13 protein-coding genes and 1 pseudogene are annotated in these 18,907 nt (G+C 62.2%); 3 read left to right on the forward strand and 11 right to left on the reverse strand.

What is annotated here, in order from left to right; genetic code table 11:
• Positions 1-10 precede the first annotated feature (10 nt).
• The gene (locus BANT918_RS04475) at positions 11-1,834 is read left to right on the forward strand and encodes an ATP-binding protein (protein WP_101619118.1); all 1,824 of its coding nucleotides are present in this window, start codon (positions 11-13) and stop codon (positions 1,832-1,834) included.
• On the forward strand, positions 1,831-5,073 hold the full coding sequence (locus BANT918_RS04480) for a type I restriction endonuclease subunit R (RefSeq protein ID WP_101619119.1): 3,243 nt from the start codon (positions 1,831-1,833) through the stop codon (positions 5,071-5,073). Before BANT918_RS04475 ends, BANT918_RS04480 begins: the two co-directional genes overlap by 4 nt.
• 88 nt (positions 5,074-5,161) lie before the next feature.
• On the opposite strand, the gene BANT918_RS04485 is transcribed toward BANT918_RS04480, so the two are convergent.
• From BANT918_RS04485 to BANT918_RS04520, 8 genes are all read right to left on the reverse strand, one after another.
• Positions 5,162-6,397: a hypothetical protein gene (locus tag BANT918_RS04485; RefSeq protein ID WP_101619120.1), complete on the reverse strand. Its 1,236-nt coding sequence runs from the start codon at positions 6,395-6,397 to the stop codon at positions 5,162-5,164.
• A gap of 411 nt (positions 6,398-6,808) precedes the next feature.
• Complete coding sequence (locus tag BANT918_RS04490) at positions 6,809-8,311, reverse strand: inorganic phosphate transporter (RefSeq protein ID WP_101619121.1); 1,503 nt, start codon at positions 8,309-8,311, stop codon at positions 6,809-6,811.
• Between the two features lie 659 nt (positions 8,312-8,970).
• Complete coding sequence (locus BANT918_RS04495; RefSeq protein WP_009883466.1) at positions 8,971-9,567, reverse strand: HdeD family acid-resistance protein; 597 nt, start codon at positions 9,565-9,567, stop codon at positions 8,971-8,973.
• A gap of 47 nt (positions 9,568-9,614) precedes the next feature.
• Positions 9,615-10,643, reverse strand: a complete 1,029-nt coding sequence (locus BANT918_RS04500; protein ID WP_101619122.1) for a slipin family protein — start codon at positions 10,641-10,643, stop codon at positions 9,615-9,617.
• 104 nt (positions 10,644-10,747) lie between these two features.
• Positions 10,748-11,554: a glutamate racemase gene (locus BANT918_RS04505; protein WP_101619123.1), complete on the reverse strand. Its 807-nt coding sequence runs from the start codon at positions 11,552-11,554 to the stop codon at positions 10,748-10,750.
• Positions 11,551-12,123, reverse strand: a complete 573-nt coding sequence (locus tag BANT918_RS04510; RefSeq protein ID WP_101619124.1) for an HAD domain-containing protein — start codon at positions 12,121-12,123, stop codon at positions 11,551-11,553. The genes BANT918_RS04505 and BANT918_RS04510 overlap by 4 nt, the downstream gene beginning before the upstream one ends.
• Positions 12,124-12,367: 244 nt before the next feature.
• Positions 12,368-12,766, reverse strand: coding sequence for a VOC family protein (locus BANT918_RS04515; protein WP_101619125.1), 399 nt, complete (start codon positions 12,764-12,766; stop codon positions 12,368-12,370).
• A gap of 23 nt (positions 12,767-12,789) precedes the next feature.
• Entirely contained in the window at positions 12,790-13,191 is a 402-nt protein-coding gene (locus BANT918_RS04520) for an acyl-CoA thioesterase (protein ID WP_101619126.1), read from the reverse strand.
• A gap of 247 nt (positions 13,192-13,438) precedes the next feature.
• Here BANT918_RS04520 and BANT918_RS17675 point away from each other — a divergent pair.
• A pseudogene (locus BANT918_RS17675) lies at positions 13,439-14,358 on the forward strand (CoA transferase).
• 109 nt (positions 14,359-14,467) lie between these two features.
• On the opposite strand, the gene BANT918_RS04530 reads toward BANT918_RS17675, so the two are convergent.
• From BANT918_RS04530 to BANT918_RS04540, 3 genes are read right to left on the reverse strand one after another with little or no spacing between them, the layout of a single operon-like run.
• A complete protein-coding gene (locus BANT918_RS04530) occupies positions 14,468-15,529 on the reverse strand; it encodes an electron transfer flavoprotein subunit alpha/FixB family protein (protein ID WP_101619127.1) in 1,062 nt (353 codons plus the stop codon).
• Positions 15,526-16,314 (reverse strand): electron transfer flavoprotein subunit beta/FixA family protein, encoded by a 789-nt coding sequence (locus BANT918_RS04535; protein WP_101619128.1) that lies wholly within the window; start codon positions 16,312-16,314, stop codon positions 15,526-15,528. Before BANT918_RS04535 ends, BANT918_RS04530 begins: the two co-directional genes overlap by 4 nt.
• 3 nt (positions 16,315-16,317) lie before the next feature.
• Positions 16,318-18,831: a GcvT family protein gene (locus BANT918_RS04540; RefSeq protein WP_101619129.1), complete on the reverse strand. Its 2,514-nt coding sequence runs from the start codon at positions 18,829-18,831 to the stop codon at positions 16,318-16,320.
• Positions 18,832-18,907: the final 76 nt, after the last annotated feature.

An 18,907-nucleotide genomic window follows, 5' to 3' on the forward strand; every position in this document is an offset into this window, starting at 1 on the left:
GAGCGGATTCATGGCAGATCCCGCGTTGGTCGAGATGATCGCTCGGCTACGCCGAATCGGTGTCGAGCCCGAGGACGTGGAGGTCAAGGAAGCCGCTGGGGGACTGCCCGGCACCGTTGTCGACAGTCTCAGTGCATTCGCCAACGGCAGTGGTGGCACCCTCCTCTTGGGCCTATCTGAGGCAGACGGTTTCTCCCCGGTCCACGACTTTCACGTCGACAGGGTTCGGGACGCTCTGGCCGATGCCTGTTCGAACAAGGTAGTACCAGCGATCCGATCTGCCATCGAGGTGCTGGAGTTCGACGGTGGAGAGATCATCCGGCTGGTGGTCGACCCCCTCGACCCCAATGAGATGCCGTGTTACGTCAAGAGCCGAGGAGTCTACGGCGGCTCGTATATCCGCAGTGGAGACGGTGACGTCAGGCTCAACCACTATGAAGTGAGCCAGCTGCTGAGCAACACGGAACAACCGCAATTCGACAGAGAGCAAGTTCGAGGCCCAAGCATTGACGATCTGGACCAGGAACTGATCAGCAATGCCCTCGCCCATGCCCGGAACCGCTCTCCTCGCGCCTTCAAGGGACTCGACCGGCTTGCCGCACTCGAGCGCTTGGGAGTGGTGACTCTAGCCGGTACCGCACCAACGATCAGTCTGGCCGGACTCTTGGCATTCGGCACCTATCCGCAGCAGTTCCTCCCCCAACTCTTCATATCCTTCGTCGTAGTACCCGGCAAAGAGATCGGATCGCGTGGACCCTCCGGCGAACGGTTCTACGACAACCTCAGCCTTGACGGCCCATTGCCGCACGTCATAGAAGACGCCATGGACGCTATGCGCAAGCATATGAGCCAGGCAGCGATCATCCGCGGAATCGGCCGCGAAGATCGATTCGACTACCCGATCGAGGCTCTGCGAGAGATCTTCGTCAACGCTGTCCTGCACCGGGACTACAGCCCGGACTCCCGCGGCACTCAAGTTCACATCGAGCTCTATCCAGACAGACTGGTGGTCCGCAGCCCCGGCGGCCTTTTTGGCAACGTGACCGAAGAAGCAATCCGCGTCGGCCGGGCGATGTCGACATCCCGAAATGCACTCTTGGCCAGGCTCATGTCGGACATCACCATCGAGGGAACTCGTGAGACATTGGTCGAGAATCGGGGTTCCGGATTGATCACTGTCATCGATTCGCTCCGCAGAGCAGGCATGTCACCGCCCGAAGTCCAGGCACGCCCCGGAAGCATCACCGTCACCATCAAGAGAGCGGCACTGCTGTCCCCGGAAACGATCCAACGAATCGGTCGATTGGGTTTGGGCCAGCTGTCGGATGCCCACCATCTGGCTTTGGCCATGATGATGAACACAGGACGAACCACCGCCACCATGCTCAAAACCTGGGGAATAGAGACGATCACGGCCCGTGAAGTCCTCCGAGAGCTCGTCGGCGCAGGAGTTGCACGCAAGCGAGGAGGCCGAAGATACGCCTGGTACGAACTCGACGAACCTCCCAGTGACACTGAGGGCATCCTGCCTGGAGTATTCGGAAGCGAAGCCTCCGCGAGAGACCAGGTTGGAGAGACGGCAGATGCAATACGTGCCAGTGAGCGGCCACTGCCGGGTCGGAGCGGGACAGACGTTGAGATGGAGGCGACCAAACAAGCGATCGCCTCCGGAGCCTACACAGCCGCCGACATCAGTGAACGACTCGGCTTGCCCAGAAAGACCGTGAACAGACGGCTGAATTCGCTGATCGATCGCGGAGAGGTCGAACGTACCGGGTCCAGAAACAGCCCCAAACAGAGCTACCGCCTCGTCGGAGAGGAAGAGACACCATGATCACGGAATCAGAGTGGGAAACCTACATCATCGACCGCCTCGGCGATCACGGGTGGGAACACCTGCCCGGTCCGGATATCGTTCCCGGACAGGCTGATGGACGCATGGAATGGGACAGCCTCGTTCTCAAATCTCGGGCGGCGCAGGCGTTGCGCTCACTCAACCCGGGTGTGCCCCCGCGCTACCTTGACGAAGCACTGGGAGAGATCCTGGCAGCCGCCTCGGCGGACCCGGTAGCCGAGAATTTCAGATTCCACGATTACTTGACCAACGGTTATCGGGGGATCTCCTACATCGACGCGGACGGCACCGAACAGAACCCGACGATTCGCCTCTTCAGCCACCGCCCCGAAGACAATACCTACCTCGCCGTCAACCAGGTGACGATCCGCAATCGCGAAATCGAACGCAGATTCGACCTCGTGCTCTACGTCAACGGGTTCCCGCTGGTGATCATGGAGATCAAACGGGCCGGCGATGCGAACATCGGCGAGAAGGAGGCACACTCACAGCTGCAGACCTATCTGCGCGAGTTCCCACATGCATTCACCTGTTGTGTGCTGACCGTTGTCAGTGACGGAGTCAATGCGAAGTACGGGACCCCGTTCACCCCGTTCAATCACTTCTCCCCGTGGAACGTCGATGACGACGGGGCATTGATCGCTCTGGGGCGTGACCGCACGGACACAGGGGCGAGCCTGGGCAGCGAAGTCCTCGTCGATGGCCTGTTCAATCCCGAGCGGTTCGGGCAGATCGTGCGCAATTTCGTGGCCTTCGACGAAGGCGCAGATGGACTGGCCAAACGAGTCGCCAAGCCACACCAGTACTTCGCCGTCACCAAAGCCGTGGGCACGACCGTCGACGCGGTGCGCAGCGACGGTCGAGCCGGAGTCGTCTGGCACACTCAAGGGTCCGGCAAATCCATGGAAATGGAGCTGTACGCGCACCTCGTCGCGATTCGCCCCGAACTGAAGAACCCGACGATCGTCGTTGTCACGGACAGAACCGAACTCGATTCTCAACTGTTCGAGACCTTCGACCGCTCACAGCTTCTGGCGGAGAACCCGGTCAAGATCGGTTCCAGGCAGGAGCTGCGTGATTCGCTCACACATAAGACGACGGGCGGAATCTACTTCAGCACCCTGCAGAAGTTCGGGCGTACCTCGGAAGAACGTGCAGACGGCGTCGACCATCCCGAGCTGAGCAATCGGCGCAACATCATCGTCATCGTCGACGAGGCGCATCGATCGCACTATGACGAACTCGATGGCTTTGCCCGGCACATCCGAGACGCATTGCCCAGAGCTTCGTTCATTGCCTTCACCGGAACCCCGATCTCGTTCTCCGACCGGAACACGCAAGAAGTGTTCGGCGACGTCATCGACACCTACGATCTGTCACGGGCTGTCAGCGACGGGGCCACTGTGCCCGTCGTCTATGAGCCGCGACTGATCGAAATGAACCTCGGCCAGGAGGTGTCTGAAGAGGACCTCAACTCATCGGCAGACGAAGCCACCGCTGGTCTCGACGACGTTGAGCGCACGCGTGTGGAACAATCCGTCGCTGTGATCAACTCGGTCTATGGCAATCACGAACGGCTCCGGCTGCTGGCCGCCGACATCGTCGAGCATTGGGAACAGCGATCGGAGTCGATGCGATCATTTATCGCGTCTCCCGGCAAAGCAATGATTGTCTGCGCGACCCGTGAGATCTGTGCGCGTCTCTACGAAGAGATCATCGCCCTCCGTCCGGAGTGGCACAGCGACGATGTCGACAAGGGGAAGCTCAAGGTCGTCTACTCCTCGAGTTCGGCAGACTCCGGCCTGATCGCCAAACATCGGCGCAGACAGGCGCAGAACAAGACGATCCAGAAGCGCATCAAGGACGTCGATGACGAACTCGAACTCGTCATCGTCAAAGACATGATGCTCACCGGTTTCGACGCTCCGCAGCTGCACACTCTGTACCTGGACAGGCCGTTGAAGAACGCTTTGCTCATGCAGACTCTGGCACGAGTCAACCGGACCTATCGGGGCAAAGCCGACGGACTCATGGTCGCCTACGCTCCGATCGCGGAGAACCTGCGCAATGCGTTGGCCGAATACACCGTTCGTGACCAGGAAACCGAGCCGCTGGGGCGCAACATCGATGACGCGGTGAGAGTCGTCGGAGAATTCCTAGATGCCCTCGACGTGTTCTGCGCCGGTTACGACTGGCGAGCGAAACTCGACGGTAAGCCCGGCAGCCATATCAAGGCCGCACTGGGGCTGACCAACTATCTGCGCGCACCCGCCCACGATGGTGTGAAGCTGCCGCAGGTGCCCCGAGATCTGGGCGAGCAGGCGTCCGACGAGCCCGGCCCGGTGGGCAATCAGCCAGCTGCGCATGAGGCTGAGCCAGCCAGTCTGGCCGAGTCCTATCGCCGGTTGTCCGGAAGTCTGGCACGCGCGTGGGCGTTGGCCCGCGGTGCCGAAACCTTGAAGGGTAGACGGGCCGATGCGCAGTTCTATGAAGAAGTGCGCGTCTGGATGGCCAAATTCGACGCCCAGGAACGGCAGGCCGAGGGCCGCCCGGTCTCCGAGGACGTCGAGCGGATGCTTGCGGGACTGTTGGAGGATTCGACCCATGCGGGCGAAATTGTCGATATCTATGAGGCTGCGGGTTTGCCGAAACCGTCCTTGCTGGAACTGACTCCGGACCTCACGGAACAGGCACAGCAGTCCCCAACTCCTCATTTGGCGATCGAGGCGCTCAGAGATGTACTCACGGACCAGGCGACCCAGCTGACGAAGAACAACTTGGTCAGGCAGAAAGCATTTGCCGAGCGGATCCGTGAGCTGATGAATCGCTACACCAATCAGCAGCTGACATCGGCCGAGGTCATTGCCGAGCTCGTCGAGCTGGCCCGCGAGGTCGCGGAGGAAGGCAATCGAGGTCAGCAGTTCGAGCCTCCTCTGGATTGGAAAGAGCTCGCCTTCTACGACGCCGTGGCTGAGAACGAGTCGGCGGTCCAGGCCCAGGGGCCCGATACCTTGGCAAAAATCGCTCGAGAGTTGGTGCTCATCATGCAACGTGACGTAAAGACCGACTGGACTGTGCGCGACGATGTTCGCGCCAAATTGCGGACTTCGGTCAAACTGTTGCTCATCAGGCACAAATATCCACCGGATCGCAGAAAAGAAGCAATCAAACTGGTCATCGATCAGATGGAGCAGTTGGCGAAAGGGGTGGCGGTGTGATCGACGCGAGCCTCGTGGAACTCAGCTGACGAAGGCGGCTCCTCGAGAACGTGAGAACCGGACTAAGGGCAAGGGTTACTTTCGAGTTTCAACGCCCTCTCCGATGGGCGCGCACTCGATAATCTACGCCGCCCACTCGTCTGTTGTGGCCGCGCACGTCGTGCCGTTCTGAACCCAGGCGGTCCGAGTTTTCGGACACCTTCGAGTGAACTCCTATATCTGCGAGCGAGCTGGGGGTTTTGACACGATAAACCGATGAGATTTGGAAGAGTTCTGCTGAGAACTGATGGGCAACTGCTACATCGTCAGCCAGGATTGACTTCTTAAGCTTGCGATTCTTGTTGAATATGTAAAGAAGTATCAGACCGATTCCTTGTTTGGTGTCGGTTGGGATTTCGATTTTGCTCCGAAGCAACGATCTTTGGAAATTCACCCGATCGACCTCGGCTGATTTGTTCCAGAGGTCTACCACCAGCCCTTTCGGCTGCACTCGAACTTCTAGCTGATCGATCACGGTTCCTGAACTGATACGAATACTTCCAGAAAATCTAACCACCCACCTCTGGTGGACGCTGAGAGCCTCGGCGAGGAAGTAGGTGTCGGCGGAGATGACGCGCCAGTTGGAGATTTCTAGGCGTCTCTTGAGGTTGTCGAAGATATTCGTATCGAATACGACCAGTGCCCCTCCTAGAGATCGTGCTCTGAGCGGAGGAAGAGTAGTTTCGTTGGCGGTGGGTTCGGGAATTTGCTGCCTGTTGGTGGGAGCTGGGCTACTGCTGAGCTTGTTCTGGGGTGGCCTCTTTCGCTTCTTGCGACTAGCGGAATCTCCGTCAATTTTCGGAAGGTTGAGAGCCTTTATCTCGCTGGGGGAGTAGCTTGGGCGGCTGGCGTGAGTTGACGCCGCGTATGGTTGGCCGTTGAGCCATTCTGCGGTGTCCAGCCAGCCGATGTCCCTTAAGACGGCGAGCTGATATGGGCGAGACTTCTTGGTGAGTCTGGCTCTTTGGACTATGCGCTTTCGCGCAGGGGAGCGTTCGCTGTCAGATTTTAAGATTTTGGATGCCGAGATGAGAGTTTCAGTCTGTCGCGACGAGGATTCACTGAGTGGGAGCAGCCTATTGACTACGAAGTCGACCTGGTCTGCCCAAGGGGCTTCTCGTGCAAAAAGTGTAATGCCGCGTAACAGTACCTTTTGCACTCTGCTGTTTCCCAGTGATTCGGCGGCCCGCAGAGTGGGATAGAGCTTCTCCTGGTGGAGTGCATACGCGACCAGACGAGGTAGCCGAAGTTCCAGGTCTGGTCGATGCTTAATGTCGACTGACATCGCTTTGACCTGCGGTATGAGCAATCCATGATGGGACAGGAAGGATTCGACGCTGGAATGCAGGTGTCGTCTGCTGCTGGGACTATCCGCAACGTAATTCAATAATCCTCCCCAGCGAGCTTAATAACCAATCGACGAACTGCGTCTGATGTACAGTTTGCATCACGATGATGAGAAGGTTCAAGGCGGTGAGTTTGAGGCCAGCTTTCGTTAGTTCAATTGGCGGTTATTGCTTTGGCGTCAGTTCCGCAAAGCGAAGGGAAGGTGCGAAAATCAGCGTTTTTATAGACAGCTTGTCGGGGACTGAGCCAACGATCTATTCGGAAGTGTGACAGGCGAGTCGCTCCGGCCGGCTCCGTGTATGGGTCCGCGGCCGGGACGAATCTCAATCCCTCGATTGAATGCGGCGAGTCAGCCGAAGAACGTGCGCAGCGCGAGCACGCTGATGGCGCCGATGCTTGCGGCGGCGGGCAGGGTGATGATCCAGGCCATGGCGATCGGCTTCATCAGCTTCCAGTTCGCCGACCGGTTGACCAGGCCCACGCCGATGATCGCACCGATGAGGATGTGGGTGGAGGAGACGGGCAGTCCGCTGATCGAAGCTGCCATCACGACGGCTGCTGCGGCGAGCTCGGCGGCGAAGCCCGAGGCCGGGTGGATCTCGGTGAGCTTGGTCCCGACTGTGGTGATGACCTTGCGACCGATGAACCACAGGCCGGCGATGAGGGCGATTCCGCAGGTGAGCATGGCGGCTAGGGGAACTGTTGCCTCAGAGCTGATGCTGCCTGTCTTGAGTACGTCGAGGACGGCTGCGAAAGGTCCGATCGCGTTCGCGATGTCGTTGGATCCGTGACTGAAGGCGAACGCGGAGGCCGTGAACACCTGCATCCAGGAGAAGAGAATGTAGGTCGCGCGGGGCACGGTCTGCTTGCGCAGGGTCTTGGCGAAGACGAACACTGCCATCCAGACGGCGAGGCCGATCATCGCCATGATGAGGATTCCGCCGACGGTGCTGACACTCATGTCGAGGTTCTTCAGGCCCTTGAACAGGAGCATCCCGGTGATGATGACGGCACCGCCGGCTGCGATGAGGGGAACCCAGCGCTGCAGTGTGGAGTGCGAGCCGACCGTTGAGTCGGTCGACGTCGCGGCATCGCGCTCGAGGTCCATCTCGGTCTCTGCAGCGTTGCCTTCGCCGCTGGTCCGGGCAAGCATGTGCGGTTTGAGAGTCTGCGACAGTCCATTGCCGAGGACATGCTTCTTGATCGCGCCGTAGATGAGGAAGGCGACGAGTGCGCCGAGTGCTGGGGAGAGGACCCAGGAAATCGCGATCATGCCGACCTCTGACCACTGCACCATGGCGAATCCGCCTGTGCCGGTGACGAAGCCAGTGGCCAGTGAAGCACCGATGATGCCACCGATGATCGAGTGTGTGGTCGAGACCGGCCATCCCATGCGGGTGGCGATCAGCAGCCACACTGCTCCACCGAGCAGGGCCGCCATCATGATGTAGGCGAACTCCATCGGGTCAAGAGCGGCAGCGCCGAGATCGACGATTCCGCTCTTGACGGTGTCGGTGACCTCACCGCCGGCCAGCAGCGCGCCGCTGACCTCGAAGACGGCTGCGACGAGGAGTGCCTGCTTCATTGTCAGGGTGCCAGCGCCCACCGAGGTGCCGAAGGCGTTTGCCACATCGTTGCCGCCGATGTTGAAGGCCATGAATGCGCCGAAGATGACCGTTGTGATGAGCACCATGCGGGGTGCGTCCTGGCCGACATAGCCGAATGACCACAGGGTGAAGGCGATGAGACTGATCGCGAGGAGCAGGCCAAAGGCCAGGTTCCAGCGGCGATCATTGCTGCGGCCGACTGCAGGCGTCGGAGTGAAAGTCTCCGGGGCCAAGACCTGGGTCATGCGTGTCTCCTTGCGAGAATCATGGGGTGTGTTTCCAGCTATGACCCATGATTCGCATCCAGGATGTCCGCAAGGTTAAGCAGAAGGTGAACGGACGGTGAACAAACTTCTCGCGCCCGAGGAACAGTGGATGCATACTCGCGAAAGTGCACTCGGGGTTCACCTGAAGTTCCAGGTCAGATGGTATGCCCTGGCCAGTTACCGCCGGCTCAGCCGTCATGTCCGCTGGGCAGATCTCGGACTGTGATGATGGACACGCAGACACGCAGACACGCAGACACGCAGACACGCAGACACGCAGACACGCAGACACGCGGGCACGCACATCACACACGGGCACGTGCCCCTGGTCGTGACTCTTCAGCTTGGCATCACCGTTGAAGCCTAGGGGCTGGGCTTCGAGCTTCTTCATCGCCCGGTCGGAAAGCGTTCGATGCGGCGAATGTCGAACCAGGGGGCACATTGGGGACTGAGCAGCTACTGCACCGATGCCGGGACCGATCTTCAAGATGGGACCGGGCCATTCAGCGTCGGGGCCTGCCGAATGCCTGCTGAACGCCGAACGGACCACTTGGCGTCGAGGGAGCTCAGTGCAACTGGTCCCTTCGGTGCTAAGTGGTCCGCTCGGCGAAATTTCTGGGGGCCGAGGTGGCCGAACCCTATTCGATGACTTCGCCGCTGATGATGTCGCCGCCGCCGTCCTCCGGTGGCCGGCGGTTCGGGTCATGCTGCAGGTTCTGAGCGGTCTTGTGCAGACGCCTGCCGAGAGCGACCAGGGCGATGCCGACGACGACGATGAAGGTCGCGAGCGTGAAGATGAGCGCTGTGACGCCGGCCTCTGGGGCGAAGAGGAAGAAGGCGCCGAGAATGATGCCGATCACTCCGATGAGTGTCAGTGCCCACCACATCCGCACACCCATGCTGCGAATGAATAGTGAGGCGGTGACGGCGAGGAAGCTGAAGAAGATGACCGCGAACCCGGTCAGTACGGTGACGAAGGCCGCGAAGAACAGGGGGGAGAAGAAGATGAGCGCGCCGAGGAGGATCAGCAGGACAGAACGGGCCACCAAGCTCCCAGTTCGTCCGCCCTTCGGGGCGAGGACGAAGGAGGAAACGGCGATGACGGCCAGCCAGGCGGCGAAGATTCGCACAACCACCTCGGCGCTGGCACCGGGCCAGACCATCATGAGGACACCCACGAGAAAGGCGATGACGCCGTTGACGATGACTGTTCTGCTGGTGCGTTTCAGGTCCATGCCTCAAGCGTAGTCACTCGGTATGGAAGCTCGCTGAGCGCATCAGACTATGCAGGCGCCTTTTCGTCGTTCCCAGCTATGTTCGCCGAGACTGCAGCGCTGCTCTCACTGCCTGGAAGCTTGATCGATGCGGGTAGGTTCATCGTCTCGTTCAGCCTCATCGAATTGGAGAGTGCCCGGACGATTCCGTTGAGATCCTCCAGCGAGGCTTCGGTGTCCTTGGCTCCGAAAGTGGAGCTCAACGAGGCGTTCGCCGCCGAGGCGGTGCTGTCGTTGCCAGACGTCCCCGCGGGGACGTCCTCGGCTGAGGTCGTCGCAGCCGTCGGAGTGTTCCCCTCCAAGAATCGCAGGAGCTCGACGGGGAAGGGCAGGACCAGGGTCGAATTCTTCTCGGCGGAGACTTCGACGATCGTCTGAAGCAGGCGTAGCTGCAGAGCTGCGGGCGTGTCCGCCATTATCTCGGCTGCCTGTGCGAGCTTGTTGGAGGCCTGGAACTCACCGTCGGCGATGATCACGCGTGAACGACGCTCACGTTCGGCTTCGGCCTGGCGCGACATCGAGCGCTTCATCGACTCGGGCAGCGCGACGTCCTTGATTTCGACACGGTCGATGTGGACGCCCCAGTCGACCGCAGGACTGTCGATCATGATCGCCAGACCCTGGTTGAGTTGTTCTCGATTCGTCAGCAGGTCATCGAGTTCGCTCTGACCGATGATCGACCGCAATGATGTCTGTGCCACCTGACTCACGGCCAGGTGATAGTTCTCGACATCGACGATCGCACGGCGGGGATCGACAACCTTGTAATAGATGACGGCATCGACTCGGACGGTGACATTGTCGCGGGTGATCCCGTCCTGAGCGGGGATCGGCATGGTGATGATCTGCAGATTGACCTTCTCCAGCTTGTCGACGAACGGCACGATCGCCGTCATACCTGGATTCTTGTGGTCGTTCGTGACTCGTCCCAGACGGAAGACGACCCCGCGCTCGTACTGTTTGATGACCTTCAGGCTATTGCCAAGCGTGATCAGACCCAGTACAACCAGGCCGAGGACTATATACAGCAAGAACATCGGGACCGCCTCCTTTGACGATTGGCTCTCCTATCCACGCTAGCACCGGATTGGAAATGTTGACCCGTCTTGGTTACAATGCTGAGCCGATTGGCTGGATCCGTTCAGATCTCGGTGAGGGGAGCCGCCGAGGACTCTCGTGCCAGCAGGCGCTTCCCGGCCGGATAGGCATTCAGTGACCGTGGCAGTCGCACGAGCCGACCGGAGGCATACGTGGCGATGACCTCCCCCGTGTCGGGCTGGCCAGGGCCGACCCCGTGGGCATCGATGCCGATTCTGCGCAGAGTCTGCTTCGCCACCGGAATGGGGGAGTCGAAGAGTGTGATCGCGCCGGCCCTGGCGGCCATGATCCGCTCGGCGACCAGGCCGTAGTGGGTGCATCCGAGCACGATCGTCTCCATGCCGGGATCCATCTGGTCCAGGGCCGCGTCGATCGCGGAATCGATCATGGCGATGTCAGCCTCATTGATCGCCTCGGCGAGGCCCGGGCATGCCACTGGCGACACTGCCACCTCGGCGGCGAAGGTGTCGATGAGGTTCTGCTGATAGGCACTGCCCGTTGTTGCCGGGGTCGCCCAGATGGCGAAGTCCTGCCCGGTCCCGGCCGCCATCTTCACCGCGGGCACGGTGCCGATGACGGGGATGTCGGGCTCGTAGCGGGCGCGTACGGTCTCCAGCGCCTGAACCGATGCGGTGTTGCAGGCGATGACGATCGCATCGGGCTCCCATGCGGCGAGCACCGCTGCCGAGTTCAGTGCCCTGGCCTCGAGCGCTTCAGGGCTGAGGCTGCCGTAGGGGGTGAAATCCGGGTCCATGGCCAGGATCAGATCCGCGTGCGGAGCCAGATGGAAGAGTGCATCGGCGGCCCCGAGCAGCCCGAGACCGGAGTCGAGCAGGCCGATACGCGTCATGATTCCTCTTTCGGGTAGGCGAAATCCTTGATCTCCTTCAGGTGCGCCTTCGTCAGGCCCTGCGCGAACTCAGGAGCAATGAGCTTGAGTCTGTTCGCCGAGTAATGCTCGACGAAGTAGTCCCGCGTGGCAGGTGCGGCGAGGTCGTCATCGATCCAGACCGCCCGACCATGCTCGGGCGCTGCGAGCCACTCCTCCATGGCCCGGGCCTTCCACCACAGGTGCGGATCGTTGGCGTACCGGTTGTGGGACTCATCGGGCATCTGAATGACCTCGAAGGAATTGCGCAGACCGAACTTCGGCTCCAGTTCCGTCTTGCACCGCTGGGACCAGGTGGAGAGCCACACTACGTCGACATCGTGGGTTTCGACGAGACGGTCGAAGAACGCGACGACCGCAGGCCTGTAGTGCAGTTCGTAGTGCCAGGCCTGCAGCTTCTTGCGCCCTTCGGTCATGATGCGCAGCTTGGGCACCGGGTATGAGTTGAGCACTCCATCGACGTCGAGGAAGACAGTGACATGCCGAGCCTGCCGACGTGCTGACGTCGGTGAGGGGGATGCAGCTGCCATTGTTCCTTCCTGGGGGAGTCGAGGGTCAGTCCTCTTGCGAGAGCAGAGCGCGACGATCGGCTGCGAGAGCCGAGATCGAGCGCGGATGACCCGCTGGTCTGAGAGCGGAACGGACTGCCCGCTCCGGGGTGATCACCCACGAGTTTACCGCTCGAAACTGAGGAAGGCCGAGCATCCATGTACGAAGTGGCCGCACATCTCGCGTACTCACCCCGGCAGTTGCGGCGGCGGATGTGCCGCGTGCTCAGAGAGAGGCGAAGAGGTCGACCTTGTTGCCATCGGGGTCGGAGACCACGGCGTAGCGCTGACCCCAGAACGCATCCCACGGTTCGTGGACGACGCTCGCGACCGGGGCGGACTCTGCGCCAGCGGAGGTGAGCCGGGCAAATGTCGCATCTACAGCCTCGGCGGTGGAGCAGTCGAAGGCCAAGGACATCTTGTGGCCACCGGTGGGCCACGTCCACTCGGGGTCGATGCTGAGCATGACCTGCTCCGAATCGAGGAGGATGCGCAGGGTGCCGGAAGAGAACTCCGTGTGCGCGGCATCGCGGCCGCCGTCGTTGAGTTCGAGACCGAACGCCGAGTAGAACTGCACGGCTGCGGGCATGTTGGCGGTGATGATGGAGATCGCGTCGAGTTTCATGCCTTCAGGCTATGCGGAGGGCCTCAGCCGGCCTCGGCGAGGTATCCCTCGAGAACGCTGCGAATGTCCTCGGTGATCGGTGTTGGTCGGCCGGTTTCCCGGTCGATGTGGACGAGGATGACGTCGGAGTTGAACACCTTCTGGCCGCTCTGGTCACCACGCGTGTGGACAGTGAACGAGGAGCTGCCGATCCGCTTGACGGTCACCGTCATTGTGAGCTCGGGGCCGTACATGACGGGGAGCAGGTAGTCGATCGACTGGTTGGCGACGAGCATGCCCCCGCCGGTCAGGCTGCCCGCTTCGGTTTCATGGAGCCACCTGATGCGGCACTCCTCGATGAGGGTGATCATGCGCGCGTTGTTCACGTGGCCAAGCATGTCCTGATCGGACCAACGCACCTCTGGGGAATACTCGAATGTCTTCACGGACAACCTTTCGACTCAACTGCTTCGGAGACTCTCCATCTCCGACTCTGGGACGTTACCAGGACGGCAGGGCGGCCCTGATCGCCGGGATCCCTCATGCTCACGAGCGGTCCTGTTTCCTGAGCGGAACTGATCGATCGTTCTATAGTTAAACAGGACTGGTCGACGAAGGGAAATCATGGCAGTGCTCAAAAGCGTGCGCGTTCTCGACCTCGGCGGAATCGGCCCCGGTCCCTTCGCCACAATGATGTTGGCAGATATGGGCGCCGAGGTGATTCGCCTCGATCCGCCCGCAGTTGCAGGTCAGCCGATGAACCCCGTCCTCGACCGGGGCAAAAGCTCGGTCACCGCAGACTTCAAGTCCGAGGCCGGCATCGAACTCGCCCGCTCCTTGGCTGCGAAGTCCGACATCGTCATCGAAGGCTTTCGCCCAGGCGCTGCGGAACGGTTGGGCCTCGGGCGGACGATCTCCACGCGCTCAATCCGGCACTCGTCTACGGCCGCATCACCGGCTATGGCCAAGACGGGCCGAAGGCGCAGAGGGCCGGCCACGACCTGGGCTATATCGCCTCAACGGGACTGCTCAACCAGCTCGCTCGCCCCGAAGGACCGCCACAGTTCCCCGCGAACCTCATCGACGACTTCGGCGGTGGCGACATGCTCCTCGTCGTCGGCGTCGTCGGCGTCCTCACCAGCGCCCGCACCACCGGCATCGACACTGTAGTCGACACCGCCATGATCGACGGCGCGAACCATCTGTATTCGATGATGCACGGCTTCTCCGCGATGGGAATGTGGCGCCACGACGCACGCGGGCGCAACCTCTTGGATTCCGGAACACCGTTCTACGACGTCTATCCCACCGCCGATGACAGGTACGTGTCCGTTGCCTGCATCGAACCGGCAGTCTTCGCCGATTTCCTGGGCACCCTCGGCATCGAGGACCAACTGCCCGAACCGCTGAGCGAGATCGATCATTGGCAGCCGAGGCACTGGTCCATCATGCGACGAGTCTTTGCCGAGGCGCTCGCCTCACGCACCTTGGCCGAACTCGAAGACCGATCCCCACAACTTACACCGCGGCCTCTTCTGCACCGACGAAGCCGGAATCGATCAGCCCACACCGGCACCGAGGTTCGGCCAGGCAACCGCGCCCACCTCAGCTGATGGCGCACCCACCTCAGCTGGCACGGACAGTGCAGACCAGCCTCGGCGGGCTCCGGCCATCGGTTCCGACACCGACGCGGTGATCGCCGAATTGGGCCTGTGAGCGGGATCAACCTCGACGGTTCATGATCTCCTCGTTGACCGCACCCACAACCTCGTGGAGGTCGCCGATGATCGCGTAGTCGGCGCGCTGGACCATTGTCGACTCCTCATCGGTGTTGATCGCGATGATCGTCTTCGCGCCCTCGACGCCGGCCATGTGCTGGACCGCGCCGGAGATTCCGCACGCGATGTAGACATCGGGCGTGATCCGACTGCCGGTCTGACCGACCTGCTCCGCATGCGGCCGCCAGCCCAGACCCGTGACGACACGAGAGACACCCAGTGCCCCGCCGAGGTGGTCGACGAGTTCGAGGACCTCGCCGAAGCCGTTCTCCGAACCGACCCCGCGGCCGGCACCGACAACTGCGCGGGCCTGGGTCAAGCCCGAGGTGTCGGTGTCATCGGCGGTCTCAACCTCGGTGCGCACGACTCGTGTTCGCAGATCTTCGGCCGCGGCCGCTGGTGAGTAGCTGACGATCTCAGGGCTTGTCGGTGTCGTCTCCTGCGGATTGCAGGCGTGACCGGCGATCGTGAGAACCTGCAGGTCACCGCCGAGCTGGAGGCGTTCGAACGCGGCCCCGCCGAGCACCTGCCGCAGCAGACCCCCGTCATCGGCGGCCACGACATTGGCCGCCATCCGCTCCCCGGTCCTCACCGCCACATGCGCCATGAGCTCCATTCCGCGCGGCGTCCCCGACGCCATCATGGTCCCGGTCTCCGGCGCAATGTCGACCAGTGCCTGCGCCCACGCAGCGGCCGAATAGGCCTCAAGGTCAGGGTGCTCAAGGTGATGAATGGTGTCTACCCCGAGGCGGGCCAACTCATCGACGCAGTCGCCGGAGAGCGTCCCGATGACCGCAACCTCCACCCCTCCACGCAAGCCACCACTCCCCGAACTACCTGAGGGCGGCCCAGCAACCTCGCGCGAGGTATCTGGGGCCCCGCCAGGTAGTTGTGTGGGGGTGGTTGCGGCGAGGACGTCCGCGTTCGTGCGGGCGAAGGTGATCGCCTCGGCCGAGGTCAGCTGCACCTGAGCGTTCTCATCGGTTTCGACGTATACGAGAGTCATGACCTGATCACTCCGATCTCTTCCAGAACATCAACCAGGGCGCCGGCAGCATCGGGCCCCTCACCGAGGATGGTGACCGCGCTCGCCGTCTCCGGTGGCAGCTCGAGGCCGATGCGCGGACTTCCGGCACCCGGTTCCGGCGCCACATATTCGGCGATGCGAGCCTTCTTCGCCTTCATCCGCCCGGTGATCGAGGGATAGCGCGGGTCGACGCCGCCCTCCTGAACGGCGATGACGGCGGGCAGATCAAGGGAGAAGACCTCTGTCCCAGCCGGCCCGATCCCATGGGCCTCGATCGCCGCCGAACCGCCAGAACCACCGGTCGCACTCAGCGTCTGGATCCCTGTCAGCACGGGGTATTCGAGGTCGTAGGCCAGGCGGATTCCGACCTGGAAATCACCGGTGTCGGCGGCATCATTGCCCAACAGCACGAGATCAAAGCTCTGCCCCTCCTCGGCGCGGTCGCGAATGACGTCGCCGATGACCTGGGCAATGTCCTCGGGTCCGAAGGCTCCGGGATCCTCGGCTTCGATGAGGATCCCGTCGTTGGCGCCCACGGCCACGGCCGCGCGCAGCTGTTCGACCGCCTCGGCGGGGCCCAGGGTCAGCACCGTGACCTTGCCGCCGGTGGCCGCCGCGGTCTGGATGGCCAGCTCCACCGCGCACTCCTCATGCGCCGAGGTGGTGTGGCCCAGGCCCGAGTCATCGATGTCCGTGCCGGAGTCGTTGAGTGTGATCTGGCCCGAGATGTCGGGGATGCGCTTGATGCAGACGAGGATATTCATCGCCTACCTCCTGATGCTCTCGTTGCTGGGGTCGAAGAGTGGGGTGGCGTCGATCGAGGCCACCGTCACCGGGTAGGACTCCTCCATGTAGACGACGGTGAGCTGGTTGCCCAGGACCGCCTCGGCAGGAGGGAGGAAGGCCATCAGGACGTGCTGTCCCAGGCTCGGAGCGGACCCCGCCGAGGTGACGAAGGCGTGGTGCCCATGCCCATCGACCAGCGGGTCGCCGTCCTGGGACAGGATGGGTTCCCCGCCGAGCATGTAGCGCTTCTCGCCGCTGGCGCTCGTATGATCGTCGACCGTGAGTGAGCAGAGGACGGCTTTCGGGTCCTCCTCGCGGTGGCGCAGGTGGGCATCGCGGCCGACGAAGTTCTGCGACTTCACCTTCGGCCGGGCCATACTGACCTCGATGACGCTGCGTTCGGAGTCGAGTTCGGCACCGAAGGCGCGGTAGCCCTTCTCGATGCGCCCAGTCGTGCCATAGACGCCGAGCCCCACAGGTACGAGTCCGTGCTCGCGTCCGGCCTCGGTGAGGACATCCCAGAGCTTCAGCCCGGATTCCATGGGGACGTAGAGCTCCCAACCCAGATCGCCGACGTAGGAGATGCGGGAGGCCAAGACCGTCAGCGAGCCGATTTCGATGGTCCGCGCCGTGCCGAACTTGAAGCCTTCGTGGCTGACGTCTGCGCTCGTAAGCTGCGAGAGGATGTCCCGTGCCCGTGGCCCCCAGAGTCCGATCGTCGTCCACGAGGAGGTGAGGTCGGCGATCTGGGCACCGGTGACCGGAAGCCGATCGGCGAACCATTTGACGTCGACCATGCCGTGGGCGGCACCCGTGACGACCCGGAACCGGTCGTGAGCCAGGCGCATGATGGTCAGGTCCGAGCGGAACCCGCCAGCCTCATCGAGGACCGGTGTGTAGACCACGCGGCCGATGCTCACATCCATCTGGGCGAGCACGATGGACTGGACGGCATCGAGGGCTGCAGGCCCGAACACATCGAAGATGACGAAGCTTGAGAGGTCTACGAGCCCGGCGCGCTCGCGCAGTGCCAGATGTTCGGCATTGATGATCGGTGACCACCAGCGTGAGTCCCATTCCGCGCTGCGGTCCATGACGCGCTCGCCGAACTCCTCGAGCAGCTTCGCATTCGATTCGTACCATTGCGGGCGTTCCCAGCCGGCGACCTCGAAGAAGACGGCTCCGAGTTCCTTCTCGCGCTCATGCATGGGGGAGAGGCGGACATTGCGGTCGGAGTTCCACTGCTCGCCCGGGTGGACGATGCCGTAGGTCTTGATGAATGCCTCGGAGGTGCGGGCCCTCACGTGTTCGCGAGTGCGCTGGTGCGGGTGGAAGCGGGCGATGTCTGCGCCCTGCACGTCGATGGAGGGCAGGCCGTTCGTCATCCATTCGGCCACGGCCCGGCCCACGCCCGGTCCTTCCTTCACCCACACCGCTGCCGCCGACCACAGGCCTTTGACCTCGGGTGACTCGCCGAGGATGGGGGCACCGTCCGGGGTCAGGGACAGCAGGCCATTGATCGCATAGCGGATCTCGACGTCGGGGTTGGACAGGACCTCGGGCATGAGTTCGAGGGCCTGTTCGAGCTGGGGGTCGAAATCGTCGTCGGTGAAGGGCATCTCTGTGGGAGAGAGCTTCGCGGCCTCGATCGACGGGATCTCGTCTGGTTCGTGGAGGATCGCACGGTGGGCATAGGAGCCGATCTCCATGTCCGATCCGTGCTGGCGTTCGTAGCAGAAGGTGTCCATGTCGCGCACGATGGGAACGGAGATCTCACCCGTCTGCTCGGCCAGCTGCGGGACCGGGCCGACGCTGATCATCTGGTGCACCGCCGGCGTCAGCGGGATCGCGGCGCCGGCCATGGCGGCTATGCGCGGGCTCCAGACTCCGCAGGCGATGAGGATCTTATCGGTCTCGATCGGACCCTTGGTCGTGTGGACGCGTGCGATCGCTCCGTTCTCGACGTCGATGCCAGTCACCTCGGTGTTCGCTGACACCGTGAGGCCACCCGTGCTCTGTGCGGATTCGCGCATCATCGTGCCCGCTCCGACAGAGTCGACGACGCCGACAGTTGGTGTCCAGAAGGCACCGACGATGACGTCAGGGTCGAGGAAGGGGACCTTCTCAACGACCTCTTCGGGGGTGACCAGGTGGGACTCGATGCCCCAGGCCTTCGCCGAGGCCATCCTGCGCCGCAGCTCCTGCATGCGCTCCTGGGTGCGGGCGACCTCGAAGCCACCGGACTGGGTGAAGACGCCCAGGTCTTTGTACTGACGCACGCTGTCGAGGGTGAGGTCGGTGATCTCGCGGGAGTGGTCGACCGGGAAGATGAAGTTCGAGGCGTGCCCGGTCGAGCCGCCCGGGTTGGGCAGCGGACCCTTGTCGACCTGGACGATGTCCCTCCAGCCGAGTTCGGTCAGATGGTGGACGAGGCTGTTGCCGACGATGCCTGCACCGACGACAACGACACTGGCCTGGGTGGGAATGGAAGCCATGTCAGGCTCCTCTCCGAAGGCATCCTCGCCTTCAACGGCACATGTTGCGTACTATGCAACGTGACGCACTATGTGA

It is taken from the genome of Brevibacterium antiquum CNRZ 918 (genome assembly GCF_900169145.1).
GTDB lineage: Bacteria > Actinomycetota > Actinomycetes > Actinomycetales > Brevibacteriaceae > Brevibacterium > Brevibacterium koreense.

What these genes read in the sequence shown, in the direction of transcription:
- BANT918_RS04485 (WP_101619120.1), bottom strand. Translation starts at nt 6,397, where the DNA reads ATGTCAGTCGACATTAAGCATCGACCAGACCTGGAACTTCGGCTACCT.
- BANT918_RS04475 (WP_101619118.1), top strand. Translation starts at nt 11, where the DNA reads ATGGCAGATCCCGCGTTGGTCGAGATGATCGCTCGGCTACGCCGAATC.
- BANT918_RS04510 (WP_101619124.1), bottom strand. Translation starts at nt 12,123, where the DNA reads ATGGCAGCTGCATCCCCCTCACCGACGTCAGCACGTCGGCAGGCTCGG.
- BANT918_RS04515 (WP_101619125.1), bottom strand. Translation starts at nt 12,766, where the DNA reads ATGAAACTCGACGCGATCTCCATCATCACCGCCAACATGCCCGCAGCC.
- BANT918_RS04500 (WP_101619122.1), bottom strand. Translation starts at nt 10,643, where the DNA reads ATGTTCTTGCTGTATATAGTCCTCGGCCTGGTTGTACTGGGTCTGATC.
- BANT918_RS04505 (WP_101619123.1), bottom strand. Translation starts at nt 11,554, where the DNA reads ATGACGCGTATCGGCCTGCTCGACTCCGGTCTCGGGCTGCTCGGGGCC.
- BANT918_RS04490 (WP_101619121.1), bottom strand. Translation starts at nt 8,311, where the DNA reads ATGACCCAGGTCTTGGCCCCGGAGACTTTCACTCCGACGCCTGCAGTC.
- BANT918_RS04540 (WP_101619129.1), bottom strand. Translation starts at nt 18,831, where the DNA reads ATGGCTTCCATTCCCACCCAGGCCAGTGTCGTTGTCGTCGGTGCAGGC.
- BANT918_RS04495 (WP_009883466.1), bottom strand. Translation starts at nt 9,567, where the DNA reads ATGGACCTGAAACGCACCAGCAGAACAGTCATCGTCAACGGCGTCATC.
- BANT918_RS04530 (WP_101619127.1), bottom strand. Translation starts at nt 15,529, where the DNA reads ATGACTCTCGTATACGTCGAAACCGATGAGAACGCTCAGGTGCAGCTG.
- BANT918_RS04480 (WP_101619119.1), top strand. Translation starts at nt 1,831, where the DNA reads ATGATCACGGAATCAGAGTGGGAAACCTACATCATCGACCGCCTCGGC.
- BANT918_RS04535 (WP_101619128.1), bottom strand. Translation starts at nt 16,314, where the DNA reads ATGAATATCCTCGTCTGCATCAAGCGCATCCCCGACATCTCGGGCCAG.